Genomic DNA, 17,553 nt, shown 5'->3' on the forward strand with positions numbered 1-17,553 from the left:
GGAGTGTGCGTGACCGACCTCGAGCGGCACCAGTACGACGTCATCGTCATCGGTGCGGGCGGCGCCGGGCTGCGGGCAGCCATCGAGGCCCGCGAGCGGGGACTGCGCACCGCCATCATCTGCAAGAGCCTGTTCGGCAAGGCCCACACGGTCATGGCCGAGGGCGGCATCGCGGCCTCCATGGGCAACGCCAACGAGCGTGACAGCTGGCAGGTGCACTTTCGAGACACCCTGCGCGGCGGCAAGTTCCTCAACAACCCCCGCATGGCCGAGCTGCACGCCAAGGAGGCCCCCCAGCGGGTCTGGGAGCTCGAGACCTACGGCGCCCTGTTCGACCGCACCCCCGACGGGCGCATCAGCCAGCGCAACTTCGGGGGCCACGAGTACCCCCGGCTCGCCCACGTCGGCGACCGCACCGGTCTGGAGCTGATCCGCACCCTCCAGCAGAAGATCGTCAGCCTCCAGCAGGAGGACCACCGCGCCTCCGGCGACTACGAGAGCCACCTCAAGGTCTTCGCCGAGCTGACCGTCACCGACATCCTCAAGGACCCCGACGGGGCCGTCTCCGGGGCGTTCGGCTACTGGCGTGAGTCGGGCCGGTTCGTGCTCTTCGAGGCGCCTGCGGTCATCCTTGCGACCGGCGGGATCGGCAAGTCGTTCAAGGTGACGAGCAACTCGTGGGAGTACACCGGCGACGGCCATGCCCTCGCGCTCCGGGCCGGAGCAACCCTGGTCAACATGGAGTTCATCCAGTTCCACCCGACGGGCATGGTCTGGCCCCCCTCGGTCAAGGGCATCCTCGTGACCGAGTCCGTGCGTGGCGACGGCGGGGTGCTGCGCAACTCCGAGGGCAAGCGTTTCATGTTCGACTACGTCCCTGACGTGTTCCGCGGCCAGTACGCCGACACCGAGGAGGAGGCCGACCGCTGGTACAAGGACCCGGAGAACAACAAGCGTCCGCCCGAGCTGCTCCCCCGTGACGAGGTTGCGCGGGCGATCAACAACGAGGTCAAGGAAGGACGCGGTTCACCGCACGGTGGCGTCTTCCTCGACGTGTCGACCCGTCTGCCGGCCGAGGAGATCCGTCGTCGGCTGCCGTCGATGCACCACCAGTTCAAGGAGCTCGCCGACGTCGACATCACCGCCGAACCCATGGAGGTGGGGCCCACCTGCCACTACGTGATGGGCGGCGTCGAGGTGGACGCCGACACCGCGGCGACCAGGGTGCCAGGGTTGTATGCCGCGGGCGAGGTCGCCGGGGGTATGCACGGCTCCAACCGACTGGGTGGCAACAGCCTGTCCGACCTGCTCGTGTTCGGCCGACGTGCTGGAACGGGCGCTGCCGACTACGTTGCTGGCCTTGGGGTTTCGCGTCCGCGCATCATCGAGTCCCATGTCGAGACCGCCGCGGCCACGGCACTGGCGCCCTTCCGGGACGCGGCGGAGAACCCCTACAGCCTCCACCAGGAGCTCCAGCAGAAGATGAACGACCTCGTTGGGATCATTCGCCGGGAGGGCGAGGTCCGCGAGGCTCTCGACATGCTCGACGACCTCGATGTCCGTGCGAAATCCGTTGGGGTGGAGGGACATCGACAGTTCAACCCCGGCTGGCACCTCGCGCTCGACCTGCGCAACATGCTGGTCGTGTGCCGGTGCGTCGCCCTTGCGGCGCTCGAGCGCACCGAGTCGCGCGGCGGCCACACGCGCGAGGACTTCCCGGCGATGGACCCGCAGTGGCGGGGCGTGAACCTGATCTGCGCGCTGGACGACGACGATGCCGTGCAGCTGAGGCGTCAGCCGGTCCCCGAGATCCGCCAGGACCTGCTCGAGCTGTTCGACCGCACCGAGCTGGCCAAGTACCTCACTGACGACGAGCTGTCCCGACTTGGTCCGAACGCAGGGGAGTGAGCAGCACATGAGCTACGACGCCACGTTCAAGGTCTGGCGGGGGGACGCCGACGGCGGCGACCTCCAGGACTTCAGGGTCGAGGTCAACGAGGGCGAGGTCGTCCTCGACATCATCCACCGGCTCCAGGCCACCCAGGCGCCCGACCTCGCCGTGCGGTGGAACTGCAAGGCCGGCAAGTGCGGGTCGTGCAGCGCCGAGGTCAACGGCCGGCCGAGGCTGCTGTGTATGACCCGCATGAGCACCTTCACCGAGGCCGAGACGATCACGGTGACACCACTGCGCGCGTTCCCGGTCCTGCGCGACCTGGTCACCGACGTCTCGTTCAACTACCAGAAGGCCCGCGAGGTCCAGGCCTTCGCGCCACCCCCCGACCTGGCCCCGGGCGACTACCGGATGCAGCAGGTCGACGTGGAACGCAGCCAGGAGTTCCGCAAGTGCATCGAGTGCTTCCTGTGCCAGGACGTCTGCCACGTCGTGCGCGACCACGAGGACAACAAGCAGGCCTTTGCAGGCCCGCGGTTCCTCATGCGCGTCGCCGAGCTCGACATGCACCCGCTCGACACGGCCGACCGTCGCCCCGCGGCACGCGAGGAGCACGGGCTCGGCTACTGCAACATCACCAAGTGCTGCACCGAGGTCTGCCCCGAGCACATCAAGATCACCGACAACGCGCTGATCCCCTTGAAGGAGCGCGTCGTCGACCGTCACTACGATCCCGTCGTGTGGCTGGCCAACACGATCCGACGGCGCCGGGACTGAGCGGGTCGCGGCTCGGCCGAGAGTTCTTCGCCGAGGACGTGCTCGACGTCGCTCCGGCCCTGCTCGGGTGCACCGTCACCCACGCCGGCGTCACGGTGCGCCTCACCGAGGTGGAGGCGTATGCCGGCCTCGCCGACCCGGGCTCGCACGCCTTCCGCGGCCCGACTCCGCGCACCCAGGTGATGTTCGGGCCCGCAGGTCACCTCTACGTCTACTTCACCTATGGCATGCACTGGTGCGCCAACGTGGTGTGTGGTTCGACCGGTGAGGCGAGCGCCGTCCTGCTGCGCGCGGGTGAGGTCGTCGGCGGTGAGGAGGTCGCTGCGCTGCGACGGGCGGGGATCGCCCGGCGCGACTGGGCGCGGGGCCCCGCCCGGCTGGCGACAACGCTGGCACTTCGCGGTGAGCAGAGCGGCCTGGACGCGTGTATGCCGCACGGCCCGGTGGAGTTCCACCTGCCGCCGCAGCGGGCGACCGCCAGACGGGTCCGCACGGGGCCACGGGTCGGCGTCGCGGGGCTCGGTGGGGACGCCGCGGCATACCCCTGGCGCTTCTGGCTCGACGGCGAGCCCACGGTGTCGCCATACCGTCCCGCGAAACCTCGTGCCCCCAAGCCCACCCGATAGGGCAGGCTGTGCACTGCCGCGACCGTCGGTACACCGACACCCCTGTCGGCACCCCATCACCCAAGGAGCGAAGGCGCCGTGACGAACATCCTCGACGAGCTGAAGTGGCGAGGGCTGGTGGCGCAGACCACCGACGAGTCCGCGTTGCGCCAGGCCCTCGCGGACGGCCCGATCACGGCGTACTGCGGGTTCGACCCGACGGCCCCGTCGCTGCACTTCGGAAACCTCGTGCAGCTGATCGTCATGCGCCACCTGCAACGTGCCGGTCACCGGGTGATCTGCCTCGTGGGCGGTTCGACCGGGTTGATCGGGGATCCGCGGCCGACGGCCGAACGCGTCCTGAAGACCAAGGAGCAGACCGCCGACTGGGTGGCTCGCATCCAGGAGCAGGTGCGCCCATTCCTCGACTTCGAGGGTGACAACCCCGCGATCATGGTCAACAACCTGGACTGGACCGCACCGCTGTCGGCGCTGGACTTCCTGCGCGACATCGGCAAGCACTTCCGCGTCAACCAGATGGTCAGGAAGGACGCGGTGGCGGCGCGGTTGAGCTCCGAGGAGGGGATCTCCTACACGGAGTTCAGCTACCAGATCCTCCAGGGGCTCGACTACCTGCAGCTCTACCGCGACTACGGGTGCACCCTGCAGACCGGTGGACAGGACCAGTGGGGCAATCTCACGGCGGGCTCGGACCTCATCCACCGCGTCGAGGGGGCGTCCGTCCACCTGCTCACGACCCCGCTGATCACCGACTCCTCGGGCACCAAGTTCGGCAAGAGCGAGGGCAACGCGATCTGGCTGTCGGCGGACATGACCAGTCCGTACGCCTTCTACCAGTACTGGATCAACATCGAGGACGCCTCGGCGGTCACCCTGCTCAAGGTGTTCACCGACCGGACGGCCGAGCAGATCGCCGAGCTCGAGCGTTCGCTGGCGGACAAGCCCTTCCTCCGGGAGGCGCAGAAGGCCCTCGCGGCCGACGTGACCAGCCTCGTCCACGGCCCGGCAGCCACTGCCGCGGTCCAGGCCGCCTCGGAGGCCCTGTTCGGACGAGGGGACGTGCGGCAGCTGGACGCACGCACCCTCGCTGACGCCACCGCTGAGCTCCCGGGCGGTGAGGTGAAGGCGGGCATGACGGTCACGGATGCCCTCGTCGCCGTCGGTCTCGTCGAGTCGCGGAACGCGGCCCGGCGGGTGATCGGTGACGGGGGAGCGTCTCTGAACAACGTCCGGCTCACCGACCCGGAGCAGCCGCTGGGGGAGGCGGACTTCCTCCACGGCCAGGTGGCCCTGTTCCGCCGGGGCCGCAAGTCCCTGGCGGCCGGCCGACGCGCGCCCTGACCCGGTCCGCGTCGCCGCCCCGCAGGCCGCTGACCAGCGGATTTGTGTTTTGCGGCGAGCGCCGTCTACTGTTCTCGACGTCAGCCCGACAGGGAGGAACGGACACCACCGCGAGAGCCGAAAAGCCCTTGCGAAGTAGGCCGGTCCCGGGGCAGACCCCACCGAAAAGCACTGGGAGACCAGCGCACTTCGTAGCGCCCGACAGGGTGGTTCGGAGCCGGCCGAGAGGCTGCTACAGTGGGAGCCCCGCAGAAAAGCAGCTGAGGAATCAGCACGCCGGACCGCCCGAAACGGTGGTCTGAAGCGAGTCGAGAGACTGCTACAGTGGGACACCTCGCGGAGAGCCAAGCGCGCTCAATCCACCGCTTCCGACAGGAAGCGCAAGGATTTGACGCCCAAGAGCGAAGCGAGTAACTTAGAAGGGTTGCCCCGGAGGCCGGCCGAAAGGCTTGCAGATGGTGCGCGTCCGAACCTTGAGAACTCAACAGCGTGTCAAAAATCGATGCCAATTACCTCGTCTCGAGGTGATGGCCGACCTGGTCGTCAGACCGGAGAAGCGATCACGTCGAACGAAAATCCTTTGGTTGACAATGAATTTCTAGCAATTGCTAGTTGTTCTTGCTCAGTCAGTGAAACAACCCTTCAAGGGTACATGTTTCGTGGTCCTCGGACCACGAGCAAAACATCAATGGAGAGTTTGATCCTGGCTCAGGACGAACGCTGGCGGCGTGCTTAACACATGCAAGTCGAACGGTGACGATTGGAGCTTGCTCCGATCTGATCAGTGGCGAACGGGTGAGTAACACGTGAGTAACCTGCCCCAGACTCTGGAATAACCCCGGGAAACCGGAGCTAATACCGGATACGAAACGGAGCCGCATGGCTACCGTTTGGAAAGTTTTTCGGTCTGGGATGGACTCGCGGCCTATCAGCTTGTTGGTGAGGTAGTGGCTCACCAAGGCGACGACGGGTAGCCGGCCTGAGAGGGCGACCGGCCACACTGGGACTGAGACACGGCCCAGACTCCTACGGGAGGCAGCAGTGGGGAATATTGCACAATGGGCGAAAGCCTGATGCAGCGACGCCGCGTGAGGGATGACGGCCTTCGGGTTGTAAACCTCTTTCAGCAGGGAAGAAGCGAAAGTGACGGTACCTGCAGAAGAAGCACCGGCTAACTACGTGCCAGCAGCCGCGGTAATACGTAGGGTGCGAGCGTTGTCCGGAATTATTGGGCGTAAAGAGCTTGTAGGCGGTTTGTCGCGTCTGCCGTGAAATTTCGGGGCTCAACCCCGAACTTGCGGTGGGTACGGGCAGACTAGAGTGTGGTAGGGGAGACTGGAATTCCTGGTGTAGCGGTGAAATGCGCAGATATCAGGAGGAACACCGATGGCGAAGGCAGGTCTCTGGGCCACTACTGACGCTGAGAAGCGAAAGCATGGGGAGCGAACAGGATTAGATACCCTGGTAGTCCATGCCGTAAACGTTGGGAACTAGGTGTGGGTCTCATTCCACGAGATCCGTGCCGCAGCTAACGCATTAAGTTCCCCGCCTGGGGAGTACGGCCGCAAGGCTAAAACTCAAAGGAATTGACGGGGGCCCGCACAAGCGGCGGAGCATGCGGATTAATTCGATGCAACGCGAAGAACCTTACCAAGGCTTGACATATACCGGAAACACCTAGAGATAGGTGCCCCGCAAGGTCGGTATACAGGTGGTGCATGGTTGTCGTCAGCTCGTGTCGTGAGATGTTGGGTTAAGTCCCGCAACGAGCGCAACCCTCGTTCTATGTTGCCAGCGCGTTATGGCGGGGACTCATAGGAGACTGCCGGGGTCAACTCGGAGGAAGGTGGGGATGACGTCAAATCATCATGCCCCTTATGTCTTGGGCTTCACGCATGCTACAATGGCCGGTACAAAGGGCTGCGAAACCGCGAGGTGGAGCGAATCCCAAAAAACCGGTCTCAGTTCGGATTGGGGTCTGCAACTCGACCCCATGAAGTCGGAGTCGCTAGTAATCGCAGATCAGCAACGCTGCGGTGAATACGTTCCCGGGCCTTGTACACACCGCCCGTCAAGTCACGAAAGTCGGTAACACCCGAAGCCGGTGGCCCAACTCTTTGAGAGGGAGCCGTCGAAGGTGGGACTGGCGATTGGGACTAAGTCGTAACAAGGTAGCCGTACCGGAAGGTGCGGCTGGATCACCTCCTTTCTAAGGAGCACTGGTCGCGAAAGCGATCCAGAGCCTGGTCTGAGTGCGAATGTCGCTCAGCAGGTGCTCAAGGGTGGAACATCGATTATTTGGCGCTGACACACGCTCGTGTCGCAAGTACAAGTCGGTCCTCGGATCGACAGTGGAACGCAATCGAGCTGGTGGCAGCGCCTGACACGTTGTTGGGTCCTGAGGGCTTCGGGCGAAAGCTTGAACCTCAGGCCGGTAACACGGCCAGGACCCTCCCCACGGTTGAACCACCGACTGTCTGGTTAACAGACTCGTCGGCAGGCACCGAGACGGGGGAGGGGCCGCCCGTACCTTGAGAACTACACAGTGGACGCGAGCATCTTTGTAAACTCAAGTTTATAAGGGCAAACGGTGGATGCCTTGGCACCAGGAACCGAAGAAGGACGTAGGAATCTGCGATAAGCCTCGGGGAGTCGATAACCAGACTGTGATCCGAGGATTTCCGAATGGGGAAACCCGGCTGGAGGCAAGTCCAGTCACTCCCGCCTGAACACATAGGGCGGGTAGAGGGAACGTGGGGAAGTGAAACATCTCAGTACCCACAGGAAGAGAAAGCAACCGCGATTCCGTGAGTAGTGGCGAGCGAAAGCGGAAGAGGCTAAACCGAGCATGTGTGATAGCTGTCAGGCGTTGCATGTTCGGGGTCGTGGGACTTTTCAGTTGGCTCTGACAGGCTGACATGGAGTCAAAAATGCGCGTTATAGTCGAAGGGCATTGAATGGCCCGGCACAGAGGGTGCGACCCCCGTAGACGAAATGACGAGCACTCCAGAGAAGTATCCCAAGTAGCACGGGGCCCGAGAAATCCCGTGTGAATCTGGCGGGACCACCCGCTAAGCCTAAATATTCCCTGGTGACCGATAGCGGACAAGTACCGTGAGGGAAAGGTGAAAAGTACCCCGGGAGGGGAGTGAAATAGATCCTGAAACCGTTTGCCTACAATCCGTCGGAGCCTCCTTGTGGGGTGACGGCGTGCCTTTTGAAGAATGAGCCTGCGAGTTAGTGCTCAGTGGCGAGGTTAACCCGTGTGGGGAAGCCGTAGCGAAAGCGAGTCCGAATAGGGCGATTTAGTCGCTGGGTCTAGACCCGAAGCGGAGTGATCTACCCATGGCCAGGTTGAAGCGACGGTAAGACGTCGTGGAGGACCGAACCCACTTAGGTTGAAAACTGAGGGGATGAGCTGTGGGTAGGGGTGAAAGGCCAATCAAACTCCGTGATAGCTGGTTCTCCCCGAAATGCATTTAGGTGCAGCGTCACGTGTTTCTTACCGGAGGTAGAGCTACTGGATAGCTAATGGGCCTCACCAGGTTACTGACGTTAGCCAAACTCCGAATGCCGGTAAGTGAGAGCGTGGCAGTGAGACTGCGGGGGATAAGCTCCGTAGTCGAGAGGGAAACAGCCCAGACCACCATCTAAGGTCCCTAAGCGTGTGCTAAGTGGGAAAGGATGTGGAGTTGCATTGACAACCAGGAGGTTGGCTTAGAAGCAGCCACCCTTTAAAGAGTGCGTAATAGCTCACTGGTCAAGTGATTCCGCGCCGACAATGTAGCGGGGCTCAAGCACACCACCGAAGCTGTGGCATTGACACATCTGCCCGGCCGTGACATCTGAGGATCCACGGTCCAAGCGTGTTGATGGGTAGGGGGAGCGTCGTGTGGCCAGGGAAGCGGCGGAGTGATCCAGCCGTGGAGGCCACACGAGTGAGAATGCAGGCATGAGTAGCGAATGACGGGCGAGAAACCCGTCCGCCGAATAACCAAGGGTTCCAGGGTCAAGCTAATCTGCCCTGGGTAAGTCGGGACCTAAGGCGAGGCCGACAGGCGTAGTCGATGGACAACCGGTTGATATTCCGGTACCGGCGAAGAACCGCCCATGACGAACCTAGTGATGCTAAGCGCCTGAAGCTCGATGACGTCTTCGGACAGATTCGAGTGGAGCGCGCGACCCGATCTAATAGTAGTCAAGCGATGGAGAGACGCAGGAAGGTAGCTGAGCGTGGCGATGGTAGTCCACGTCTAAGGGTGTAGGGCGAACGGTAGGCAAATCCGCCGTTCACGTGCCTGAGACCTGACGGGTAACCCGTATGGGTGAAATCAGTGATCCTATGCTGCCAAGAAAATCTTCTAGCGAGGTTCGAGCCGCCCGTACCCCAAACCGACTCAGGTGGTTAGGTAGAGAATACCAAGGCGATCGAGTGAATCGTGGTTAAGGAATTCGGCAAAATACCCCCGTAACTTCGGGAGAAGGGGGGCCCTGATCGTGACGGCACTTGCTGCCCGAGCGTGATCGGCCGCAGAGACCAGGGAGAAGCGACTGTTTACTAAAAACACAGGTCCGTGCGAAGTCGCAAGACGATGTATACGGACTGACGCCTGCCCGGTGCTGGAAGGTTAAGAGGACCGGTTAGTTCTTCGGAGCGAAGCTGAGAATTTAAGCCCCAGTAAACGGCGGTGGTAACTATAACCATCCTAAGGTAGCGAAATTCCTTGTCGGGTAAGTTCCGACCTGCACGAATGGCGTAACGACTTCTCCACTGTCTCAACCACGAACTCGGCGAAATTGCACTACGAGTAAAGATGCTCGTTACGCGCAGCAGGACGGAAAGACCCCGGGACCTTTACTACAGCTTGGTATTGGTGTTCGGTACGGCTTGTGTAGGATAGGTGGGAGACTTTGAAGCCGGCACGCCAGTGTCGGTGGAGTCAACGTTGAAATACCACTCTGGTCGTTCTGGATATCTAACCTCGGTCCGTGATCCGGATCAGGGACAGTGCCTGGTGGGTAGTTTAACTGGGGCGGTTGCCTCCTAAAAGGTAACGGAGGCGCCCAAAGGTTCCCTCAGCCTGGTTGGCAATCAGGTTTTGAGTGTAAGTGCACAAGGGAGCTTGACTGTGAGACAGGCATGTCGAGCAGGGACGAAAGTCGGGACTAGTGATCCGGCGGTGGCTTGTGGAAGCGCCGTCGCTCAACGGATAAAAGGTACCCCGGGGATAACAGGCTGATCTTGCCCAAGAGTCCATATCGACGGCATGGTTTGGCACCTCGATGTCGGCTCGTCGCATCCTGGGGCTGGAGTAGGTCCCAAGGGTTGGGCTTGTTCGCCCATTAAAGCGGTACGCGAGCTGGGTTTAGAACGTCGTGAGACAGTTCGGTCCCTATCCGCTGTGCGCGTAGGAAACTTGAGAAGGGCTATCCCTAGTACGAGAGGACCGGGATGGACGAACCTCTGGTGTGTCAGTTGTTCTGCCAAGAGCACGGCTGATTAGCTACGTTCGGAAGTGATAACCGCTGAAAGCATCTAAGCGGGAAGCACGCTTCAAGATGAGGTTTCCATGGGCTTCGGCCTGAGAGGCTCCCAGCTAGACTACTGGGTTGATAGGCCAGACGTGGAAGTGCAGCAATGCATGTAGCTGACTGGTACTAATAAGCCGATAACTTGATTAACAAAGATGCTACGCGTCCACTGTGTGGTTCCCGAGATACGGTCGGGAATCCGATTGAAATCTCCATAGAGTTTCGGCTGTCATAGCGAAGGGGAAACGCCCGGCTCCATTCCGAACCCGGAAGCTAAGCCCTTCAGCGCCGATGGTACTGCACTGGTTACGGTGTGGGAGAGTAGGACGCAGCCGGACATACTTTCAAAAGGGCCTTCCCACGCGGGGAGGCCCTTTTGCTTTGTGTCGCCAATAGTTCCGGACGCCGCGCCGGCGACGAACCCGTCGGCGGTCCGTAGACTTCGTAGGACCGATCACCCAAGGAGAGTTACGTGCCCCAGAACCAGTCAGGCCGACCAGGCCATGGAGGCGACAGCCGGCGATCGTCCGGGTCGGGCGGTGGTCGCGCGAGCGGGGCGCCCGGTGGCCGTGGCGGGGCGCCGACCGGTGGCCGCGGGGGCGCGGCGAGCGGTGGCCGTGGCGGGGCGAGCCAGCGACCTGACCGCGGAGGTCAGGGCCGTGGCGCGCAGGGCCGAGCCTCGGGCGAGTTCGACAACGATCGCGGTGGCCCCAGGCTGGCTCCGAGGAAGCCCAAGCTGCCGGAGCCGCGCATCGCGGAGGGCGTGACCGGCAAGGAGCTCGATCGATCGGTCCACCAGCAGCTGCGGACCTTGAGCAAGGAGAACGCCGAGGGCGTGGCCCAGCACCTCGTCATGGCCGCCGCGCTCCTCGACGTCGAAGACTTCGAGGGAGCCGAGGCGCACGCCGAGACTGCGGTCCGCCGAGCCGGTCGGGTTCCGGCGGCGCGCGAGGCGCTGGGTTTGGTGGCCTACCGCAAGGGGGAGTGGGCGCGCGCACTGAGCGAGTTCCGCACTGCCCGACGGCTCAGCGGCTCCTCGCACATGCTGCCCCTGATGGTCGACTGTGAACGCGGGCTCGGGCGCCCCGAGCGAGCTCTCGAGCTCGCGACCTCTCCCGAGGCACGGACCCTGGCCACCGAGGACCGGGTCGAGCTCGCCATCGTCATCTCGGGCATCCGCCGCGACCTGGGCCAGCCCGACGCGGCTCGTCAGGCCCTCGAGATCCCCCAGCTGCGCGGAAGCGGACGCAAGCCATGGTCTGCGCGGCTGGCGTATGCCTATGCAGAGACCCTGCTCGGGCTCGGCCTGGACGACGAGGCACGCGACTGGTTCTCGCGGGCGGCCGCGGCCGACGACGAGCTCGAGACCGATGCGTCGGAGCGGCTCGCCGAGCTGGACGGCGTGGTGCTCACCGACCTGCTCGATGGCGACGACGACGGTGACGATGACGATAACGGTGCCGACCGCGCTGGTCACCGTCGCGACGACGACCGCGACGCCAGCGACGGGCGCGCGCGGGACCACGGCTAGGTGGGCGCCCCCCTGGTCGACGGCTACCGGGCCGTCGTCTGCGACCTCGACGGGGTGGTCTACCGGGGACCGGAGGCGGTCGAGCACGCCGTGGCGGCGTTGTCCGAGCTGGCGGTGCCGGTGGTCTATGCCACGAACAACGCCTCGCGGCCGCCCGGGGAGGTGGCCGCTCACCTCACCGAGCTCGGCCTGCGGGTGACCGGTCATGAGGTCGTGACCAGCTCGCAAGCGGGCGCCGTCGAGCTGGCGGCTCACCTTCCGGCGGGAGCGCTGATCCTGGCAGTGGGCGGCGCCGGAGTGGGCGAGGCGCTGCGGCACCAGGGTTTCCGGGTCGTGCTGCCGGCGCAGGTCAACGACGTGGACGAGACCGAGGTCGGGGGAGTGCTCCAGGGCTATGGCGCGATGGTGAGTGCCACCGACCTGGCCGAGGCGGCATACGCCGTGGCGGGCGGTGCGCTCTGGGTGGCGACCAACACCGACCGAACCCTGCCGACCCACCGTGGCACGGCGCCCGGAAACGGCACCCTGGTCGCCGCCGTCCAGGCAGCGACGGGGGCCGAGCCAGTGGTGGTGGGCAAGCCCCACGCACCGTTGTACCGGTTGTGCGCTGAGCGGCTCGGCATCAGTCCCGGGCAGATGCTCGCGGTCGGCGACCGTCTCGACACGGACATCGCGGGCGCGGTGGCGGCGGGTATGGACTCGGCGCTGGTGCTCACCGGTGTCGACTCGGTCACCAGCCTGGCCAGTGCCCCGCCTGCGCTGCGGCCCACCTACGTCGTGCCCGACCTGCGCGGGCTGACGCAGGAGTATGCCGCGGCCGAGACCGACTTCTCGTGGTGGACGTGTGGCGATGACCGGCGTCGGATCGTCGAGGGCGCCTGGGACGTGGCCCACAAGGGCAGCGACCTCGAGGCGGCCCGCGCGGGGCTGGCCGCGCTGCACGAAGCTCTCGACCTCGGCGAGCTCGACCTGCCCGAGGTGGCTCGACTGGTGTCGGACATCGACCGCTGGCAGTAGCGTGAGGAGCAGTGAGCCGCATCGAGCCGCTCCACCCGAGGAGGACCGCAATGGCATTCGAATCCGTGCGCAGCTACGTCCAGCTGGCCAGTGGTCTGGGTGAGATGACCAAGGCGCGGGCGATGGAGGCGGCGCAGGGGCTGCTGGCACTGCCCGGCGCCGACGAGGTGACCCGGCGTGCGGTGCAGGCGTCGACTCTCGCCGACCAGCTTCTCGAAGCGGCGCGTGCGAACCGTGCGAACCTGCTCAACCTGGTGCAGGGCGAAGTCGAGGCCGCGCTGAAACGCGCTGACGTGGCCCGGGTCGCCGACCTCGAGGCAGCTCGGGGCGCCGTCGGGGTGCTCGCCAAGGAGGTCGCCGACCTGCGTGCGGCGCTGGCCGCCACCGGCGCGGCGGCGGTCTCCACCGCGGCCCGCAGCCACCTGGCGCGCAGCGTGCCGGGCTCCGCAGCGGTGTCGACCGCGGCGCGCCGCGCTGCCCCGTCCGCCGTCCCGGCGACTCCGGTCCCGGCGACTCCGGCCACGAGGGCGCCGGCAGCACCGACGACGAAGGCTGCAACCACGAAGGCTGCGCCGACCAGGAAGTCGGCTAGCAAAAGGGCAGCTGCCACGAAGCCGGTGACGAAGAAGGCCGCGCCGGCCACCAAGGCGACCACGAAGTCCGCTGCGAAGAAGGCGACCACGAAGTCGGCTGCGAAGAAGTCCGCTGCGAAGAAGGCGACCACGAAGTCGGCTGCGAAGAAGACCGCGCCGGCAACCAAGGCGACCACGAAGTCGGCTGCGAAGAAAACCGCTGTGAAGAAGACCACCACGAGCACGAGTAGGGCCACCCCGTGAGCGAGCACGACCAGACCGACGACCACACCGACGACCACACCGACGAGCAGACGGATCCGTCGCAGACGCCTGAGAGTCCAGCCGCAGCAGCGGTGTCGCACGCCTCCAAGCAGGAGGACCCGGTCGCCGATGCCGAGGGACGCAGTGGGCTCGGCCCGCACGCGACTGGCGACATCGTCATCGACGCTGCCCTGCAGGACCTGCAGAACGCCCCCAGTGCCGACCTCGACGCCCAGATCGAGGCCGGGAGCCGCGTCCAGCAGACCCTGCAGTCCCGGCTGTCGGATCTCGGCGGCGCGTGAGCCAGACGACCCGGCTGGACCTCGAGCTGGTGCGACGAGGCCTGGCCCGATCGCGGGGCCACGCCCGCTCGCTCATCGACGCCGGCGACGTCACCGTGGCCGGCGTGGTGGCTGGCAAGCCGTCGGCGCCGGTCACCGAGGCCGATGTCGTCGACGTCCGCGAGGGGGGACCTCAGTGGGTCAGCCGCGCGGCATACAAGCTGGTCGGTGCCTTCGAGGCGTTCGGCCCCACGTCCGGCTCCACGTCTGGCCCCCCGTCTGGTGCGTCGCCCGGGGGCCGGCCGCTCGTGGCCACGGGGAAGCACTGCCTGGACGTCGGAGCGTCGACGGGTGGCTTCACCCAGGTGCTGCTGCACCACGGGGCAGCCCACGTCGTGGCCCTCGACGTCGGCCACGGCCAGCTCGTGGCTGAGGTCGCCGCCGACCCCCGGGTGGAGGACCGGCCGGGCACGACCATCCGCGGACTCACCTCGCAGGACATCGGCGGTCCGGTCGACCTGCTCGTCGCGGACCTCAGCTTCATCTCGCTCACCCTCGTGCTACCGACCTTCCGCGCCCTGCTGCGCGACGACGGTGACGCCGTCGTCCTCGTCAAGCCGCAGTTCGAGGTGGGCCGCACCCGGCTCGGCAAGGGCGGCATCGTGCGGTCCCAGGGCGACCGTGCATGGGCCATCACCGAGGTGGCGCGCGCCGCCATCGAGGTCGGACTGCACCCATGGGGCCTGGTGGCCAGCCCGATCCAGGGTGGTGAGGGGAATGCCGAGTACCTCCTGTGGCTGACCCCCCGCGCCGGTGACGGGATGGGATGGGAGGCTCTGGTGAGGACAGCAGACGAGGTCAGCGCACCATGACAGCGCATCATGACAGCGCATCAATGACAGCGAAGGGACGACTGTGAACGGACGCAGTGTGAGCGCGGGCGGCACCGGCCCCCGCAAGATCCTGCTCGTCGCCCACCCCCGACGCCAGGAGGCGACGGACGTCGCGGCCGCGGTCGTCGAGCGGCTCCGGGCAGCGGGCATCGAGGTCCTCGTCCAACGCGACGAGGCGGCCGCCGTGAACCTGCACCAGCAGCAGGGGGTGACGCTCATCGACGGCGACAACCCCGCCCAGGGGTGTGAGCTGGTCTGCGTTCTCGGGGGCGACGGCACGATCCTGCGCGGCGCCGAGGTGTCGCGGGGCAGTGGTGCGCCACTGCTCGGGGTCAACCTCGGCCACGTCGGCTTCCTCGCGGAGGCCGAGCGCGAAGACATCAGCGCGACCGTCGAGCACATCGTGGCGCGCAGCTACACCGTCGAGGAGCGGATGACCCTCGAGGTGAGCGCGCACGTCAACGGCGACCCGGTCTACTCGAGCTGGGCGCTCAACGAGGTCACCGTGGAGAAGGCCAACCGCGAGCGGATGCTCGAGGTCGTCGCCGAGATCGATGGCCGGCCGCTGACGACCTGGGGGTGCGACGGGGTGGTGGTCGCCACCCCCACGGGCTCCACGGCATACGCCTTCTCGGCGGGCGGACCGGTGGTGTGGCCGGCCGTCGAGGCGTTGTTGCTCGTCCCGATCAGCGCCCACGCCCTGTTCGCCCGACCCCTCGTGGTCGGACCGGACTCCCACCTCGCCCTCGAGGTGGTCCCTGACACGCTGGGCACGGGTGCCCTGTGGTGCGACGGCCGGCGCGCGGTGGACCTGCCGCCCGGTGCCCGGATCGAGGTCGTCCGGTCGGGTACCGCGGTGCGCCTGGCCCGGCTCAGCACCTCACCGTTCACCGACCGGCTCGTGGCCAAGTTCGACCTCAACATCCACGGCTGGCGCGGCACGGCGCGCCTCGAGGACGCCGCTCGGCTCCAGCAGGCGTGACGCGGCGCTGCCTGACCGGTGGCAGCGGATCGTCGTGAGAGGGTGTGCTTCGTGCTGCAGGAACTGCGGATCCAGCGCCTCGGCGTCATCGACGAGGCCGTCCTCGACCTCCATGCCGGTCTCAACGTGGTCACGGGTGAGACGGGCGCCGGCAAGACCATGGTCGTGACCGGCCTCGGACTGCTGCTCGGCGCCCGAGCCGACGCCGGTCTGGTCAGGTCGGGTGCGGCCACGGCTGTGGTCGAGGGCGTCGTCGACGTCGCGCCCGACCACCCTGCCGCGGTGCGTGCCGCCGAGGCCGGGGCCGACGTGAGCGACGGCCTGGTCCTCGTGCGGTCGCTGTCCGCAGAGGGACGCTCGCGCGCCCATGTCGGCGGGCGCACCGCGCCGGTCGGTGTGCTCGCCGAGATCGGTGAACACCTCGTGGCTGTGCACGGTCAGGCCGACCAGTGGCGTTTGCGCCAGAGCGACCAGCACCGCGCCATGCTCGACCAGTTCGGTGGTGACACCCTGCGGGCAGCCCTCAGCGCCTACACCGAGGTCTTCGAGACCCACGACAGCGCGACCCGCGAGCTCGACCAGCTGCGTTCCCAGGCACGCGACCGGGCGCAGGAGGCCGAGCTGCTCGAGCACGGGCTCGACCAGCTCGAGCAGGTGGACCCCCAGCCCGGTGAGGATGCCGACCTGCGGGTCGAGGACGAACGCCTCGGTCACGCCGAGGGGCTCCGGGGGGCCGCCGCAGCGGCCCACGACCACCTCGCCGGGTCGCAGGAGTATGCCGGTGAGCCTGCCCCCAGCGCCATGGACACCCTCGCCGCCGCCCGCCAGGCGCTGGCCGGCGAGGTGGACCACGACCCCGCCCTGCGCGAGCTCGACCGGCGCCTCGCCGAGGTCGGCTACCTCGTCGCGGACCTGGCCACCGACCTGTCCGCGTACCTCAGTGACATCGAGGTGGACCCGGCCCGGATGGCCTGGGTGCAACAGCGCCGCGCCGACCTCACCGCCCTCACCCGTCGGTACGGCGAGACCGTCGACGACGTCCTCGAGTGGGGGCGGCTCGCCGCCCAGCGGCTCGACGCCCTGCTCAGCTCCGACAGCCGCATCGCCGAGCTCGAGCCGCGAGTGGCCCAGCTCGAGGCCGAGCTCGCTGCCCGGGCGCTCACCCTCACCGATGCGCGCACCCTGGCCGCCGCCGAGCTGGCCGAGGCGGTGACCCTCGAGCTGAGCCACCTGGCGATGGGTCAGGCGAGCGTCGAGGTCCGGGTCAGCCCACGCGCTGCCGGGCTGGGCAAGAACGGCGGAGACGACGTCGAGATCCTGCTGGCGGCCAACCCCGGCAGCCCGGCTCGGACCGTCGCCAAGGCGGCATCCGGGGGTGAGCTCTCCCGGGTCATGCTCGCGCTCGAGGTCGTGACCGGCGCCGCAGGGGCGGTGGACGTCCCGACGTTCGTGTTCGACGAGGTGGACGCCGGCGTGGGCGGTGCCGCGGCGCTCGACGTCGGCGCCCGGCTCGCCGCGCTGGCCCAGCACGCGCAGGTGGTCGTCGTGACCCACCTGCCGCAGGTGGCGGCATACGCCGACCGCCACCTGGTCGTCCGGAAGGCCAGCGACGGGCACATCACCTCCAGCGGGGTGCATCCTGTCGAGGGCGAGGATCGGCTGCGCGAGCTCGCCCGGATGATGGCAGGCGTCGACAGCGAGGCCGCCCTCGACCACGCCCGCGAGCTCGTCGCCGAGGCGGCGTCGCGCCGGGCGGTGGCCGCGCCCGGTCCGCGGCACTGAGGTTCCACCGCACTGAGGTTCGACGGCACTGAAGCTCCACACCACTGGGCGCGGCGGCGCGCAT

Annotated in this window: 11 protein-coding genes and 3 rRNA genes; all 14 read left to right on the plus strand. The window is 66.4% G+C overall.

Translation table 11 applies throughout. The features are described from left to right. The first annotated feature begins 9 nt into the window (after nucleotides 1-9). The 14 genes from GKE56_RS03230 to recN all read left to right on the plus strand — a co-directional run bounded on the left by GKE56_RS03230 (nucleotide 10) and on the right by recN (nucleotide 17,489). Nucleotides 10-1,908, plus strand: coding sequence for a fumarate reductase/succinate dehydrogenase flavoprotein subunit (locus tag GKE56_RS03230; protein WP_154683330.1), 1,899 nt, complete (start codon nucleotides 10-12; stop codon nucleotides 1,906-1,908). 7 nt (nucleotides 1,909-1,915) lie between these two features. Continuing rightward, nucleotides 1,916-2,668: a succinate dehydrogenase/fumarate reductase iron-sulfur subunit gene (locus GKE56_RS03235; protein WP_154683331.1), complete on the plus strand. Its 753-nt coding sequence runs from the start codon at nucleotides 1,916-1,918 to the stop codon at nucleotides 2,666-2,668. After that, on the plus strand, nucleotides 2,632-3,294 hold the full coding sequence (locus GKE56_RS03240) for a DNA-3-methyladenine glycosylase (protein WP_230209153.1): 663 nt from the start codon (nucleotides 2,632-2,634) through the stop codon (nucleotides 3,292-3,294). Before GKE56_RS03235 ends, GKE56_RS03240 begins: the two co-directional genes overlap by 37 nt. A 78-nt stretch (nucleotides 3,295-3,372) precedes the next feature. Next, on the plus strand, nucleotides 3,373-4,635 hold the full coding sequence (gene tyrS / locus GKE56_RS03245; RefSeq protein WP_154683332.1) for a tyrosine--tRNA ligase: 1,263 nt from the start codon (nucleotides 3,373-3,375) through the stop codon (nucleotides 4,633-4,635). 685 nt (nucleotides 4,636-5,320) lie between these two features. Continuing rightward, nucleotides 5,321-6,844: ribosomal RNA gene (locus GKE56_RS03250) — 16S ribosomal RNA — on the plus strand. A 358-nt stretch (nucleotides 6,845-7,202) separates the two neighbouring features. Then, nucleotides 7,203-10,317 (plus strand): 23S ribosomal RNA (locus tag GKE56_RS03255). 71 nt (nucleotides 10,318-10,388) lie between these two features. Further along, nucleotides 10,389-10,505, plus strand: a 5S ribosomal RNA gene (rrf, locus tag GKE56_RS03260). The 16S, 23S and 5S rRNA genes sit together here, the layout of an rRNA operon. A 425-nt stretch (nucleotides 10,506-10,930) precedes the next feature. Beyond that, nucleotides 10,931-11,698, plus strand: a complete 768-nt coding sequence (locus GKE56_RS03265) for a lipopolysaccharide assembly protein LapB (RefSeq protein ID WP_154683333.1) — start codon at nucleotides 10,931-10,933, stop codon at nucleotides 11,696-11,698. After that, nucleotides 11,699-12,715: an HAD-IIA family hydrolase gene (locus GKE56_RS03270; protein WP_154683334.1), complete on the plus strand. Its 1,017-nt coding sequence runs from the start codon at nucleotides 11,699-11,701 to the stop codon at nucleotides 12,713-12,715. A 50-nt stretch (nucleotides 12,716-12,765) separates the two neighbouring features. Further along, a complete protein-coding gene (locus tag GKE56_RS03275) occupies nucleotides 12,766-13,551 on the plus strand; it encodes a hypothetical protein (protein ID WP_154683335.1) in 786 nt (261 codons plus the stop codon). Then, on the plus strand, nucleotides 13,548-13,853 hold the full coding sequence (locus tag GKE56_RS03280) for a hypothetical protein (protein ID WP_154683336.1): 306 nt from the start codon (nucleotides 13,548-13,550) through the stop codon (nucleotides 13,851-13,853). Before GKE56_RS03275 ends, GKE56_RS03280 begins: the two co-directional genes overlap by 4 nt. Next, the gene (locus GKE56_RS03285; protein ID WP_154683337.1) at nucleotides 13,850-14,704 is read left to right on the plus strand and encodes a TlyA family RNA methyltransferase; all 855 of its coding nucleotides are present in this window, start codon (nucleotides 13,850-13,852) and stop codon (nucleotides 14,702-14,704) included. Before GKE56_RS03280 ends, GKE56_RS03285 begins: the two co-directional genes overlap by 4 nt. Nucleotides 14,705-14,747: 43 nt before the next feature. After that, nucleotides 14,748-15,707, plus strand: a complete 960-nt coding sequence (locus GKE56_RS03290) for an NAD kinase (protein WP_230209154.1) — start codon at nucleotides 14,748-14,750, stop codon at nucleotides 15,705-15,707. A gap of 51 nt (nucleotides 15,708-15,758) precedes the next feature. After that, nucleotides 15,759-17,489: a DNA repair protein RecN gene (gene recN, locus GKE56_RS03295; RefSeq protein WP_154683338.1), complete on the plus strand. Its 1,731-nt coding sequence runs from the start codon at nucleotides 15,759-15,761 to the stop codon at nucleotides 17,487-17,489. Nucleotides 17,490-17,553 lie beyond the last annotated feature (64 nt).

It is taken from the genome of Nostocoides sp. HKS02 (assembly GCF_009707485.1).
In the GTDB taxonomy this organism is placed as follows: domain Bacteria; phylum Actinomycetota; class Actinomycetes; order Actinomycetales; family Dermatophilaceae; genus Pedococcus.

Coding starts and splice junctions, on each gene's coding strand:
- GKE56_RS03235 (WP_154683331.1), top strand. CDS start 1,916: ATGAGCTACGACGCCACGTTCAAGGTCTGGCGGGGGGACGCCGACGGC.
- GKE56_RS03275 (WP_154683335.1), top strand. CDS start 12,766: ATGGCATTCGAATCCGTGCGCAGCTACGTCCAGCTGGCCAGTGGTCTG.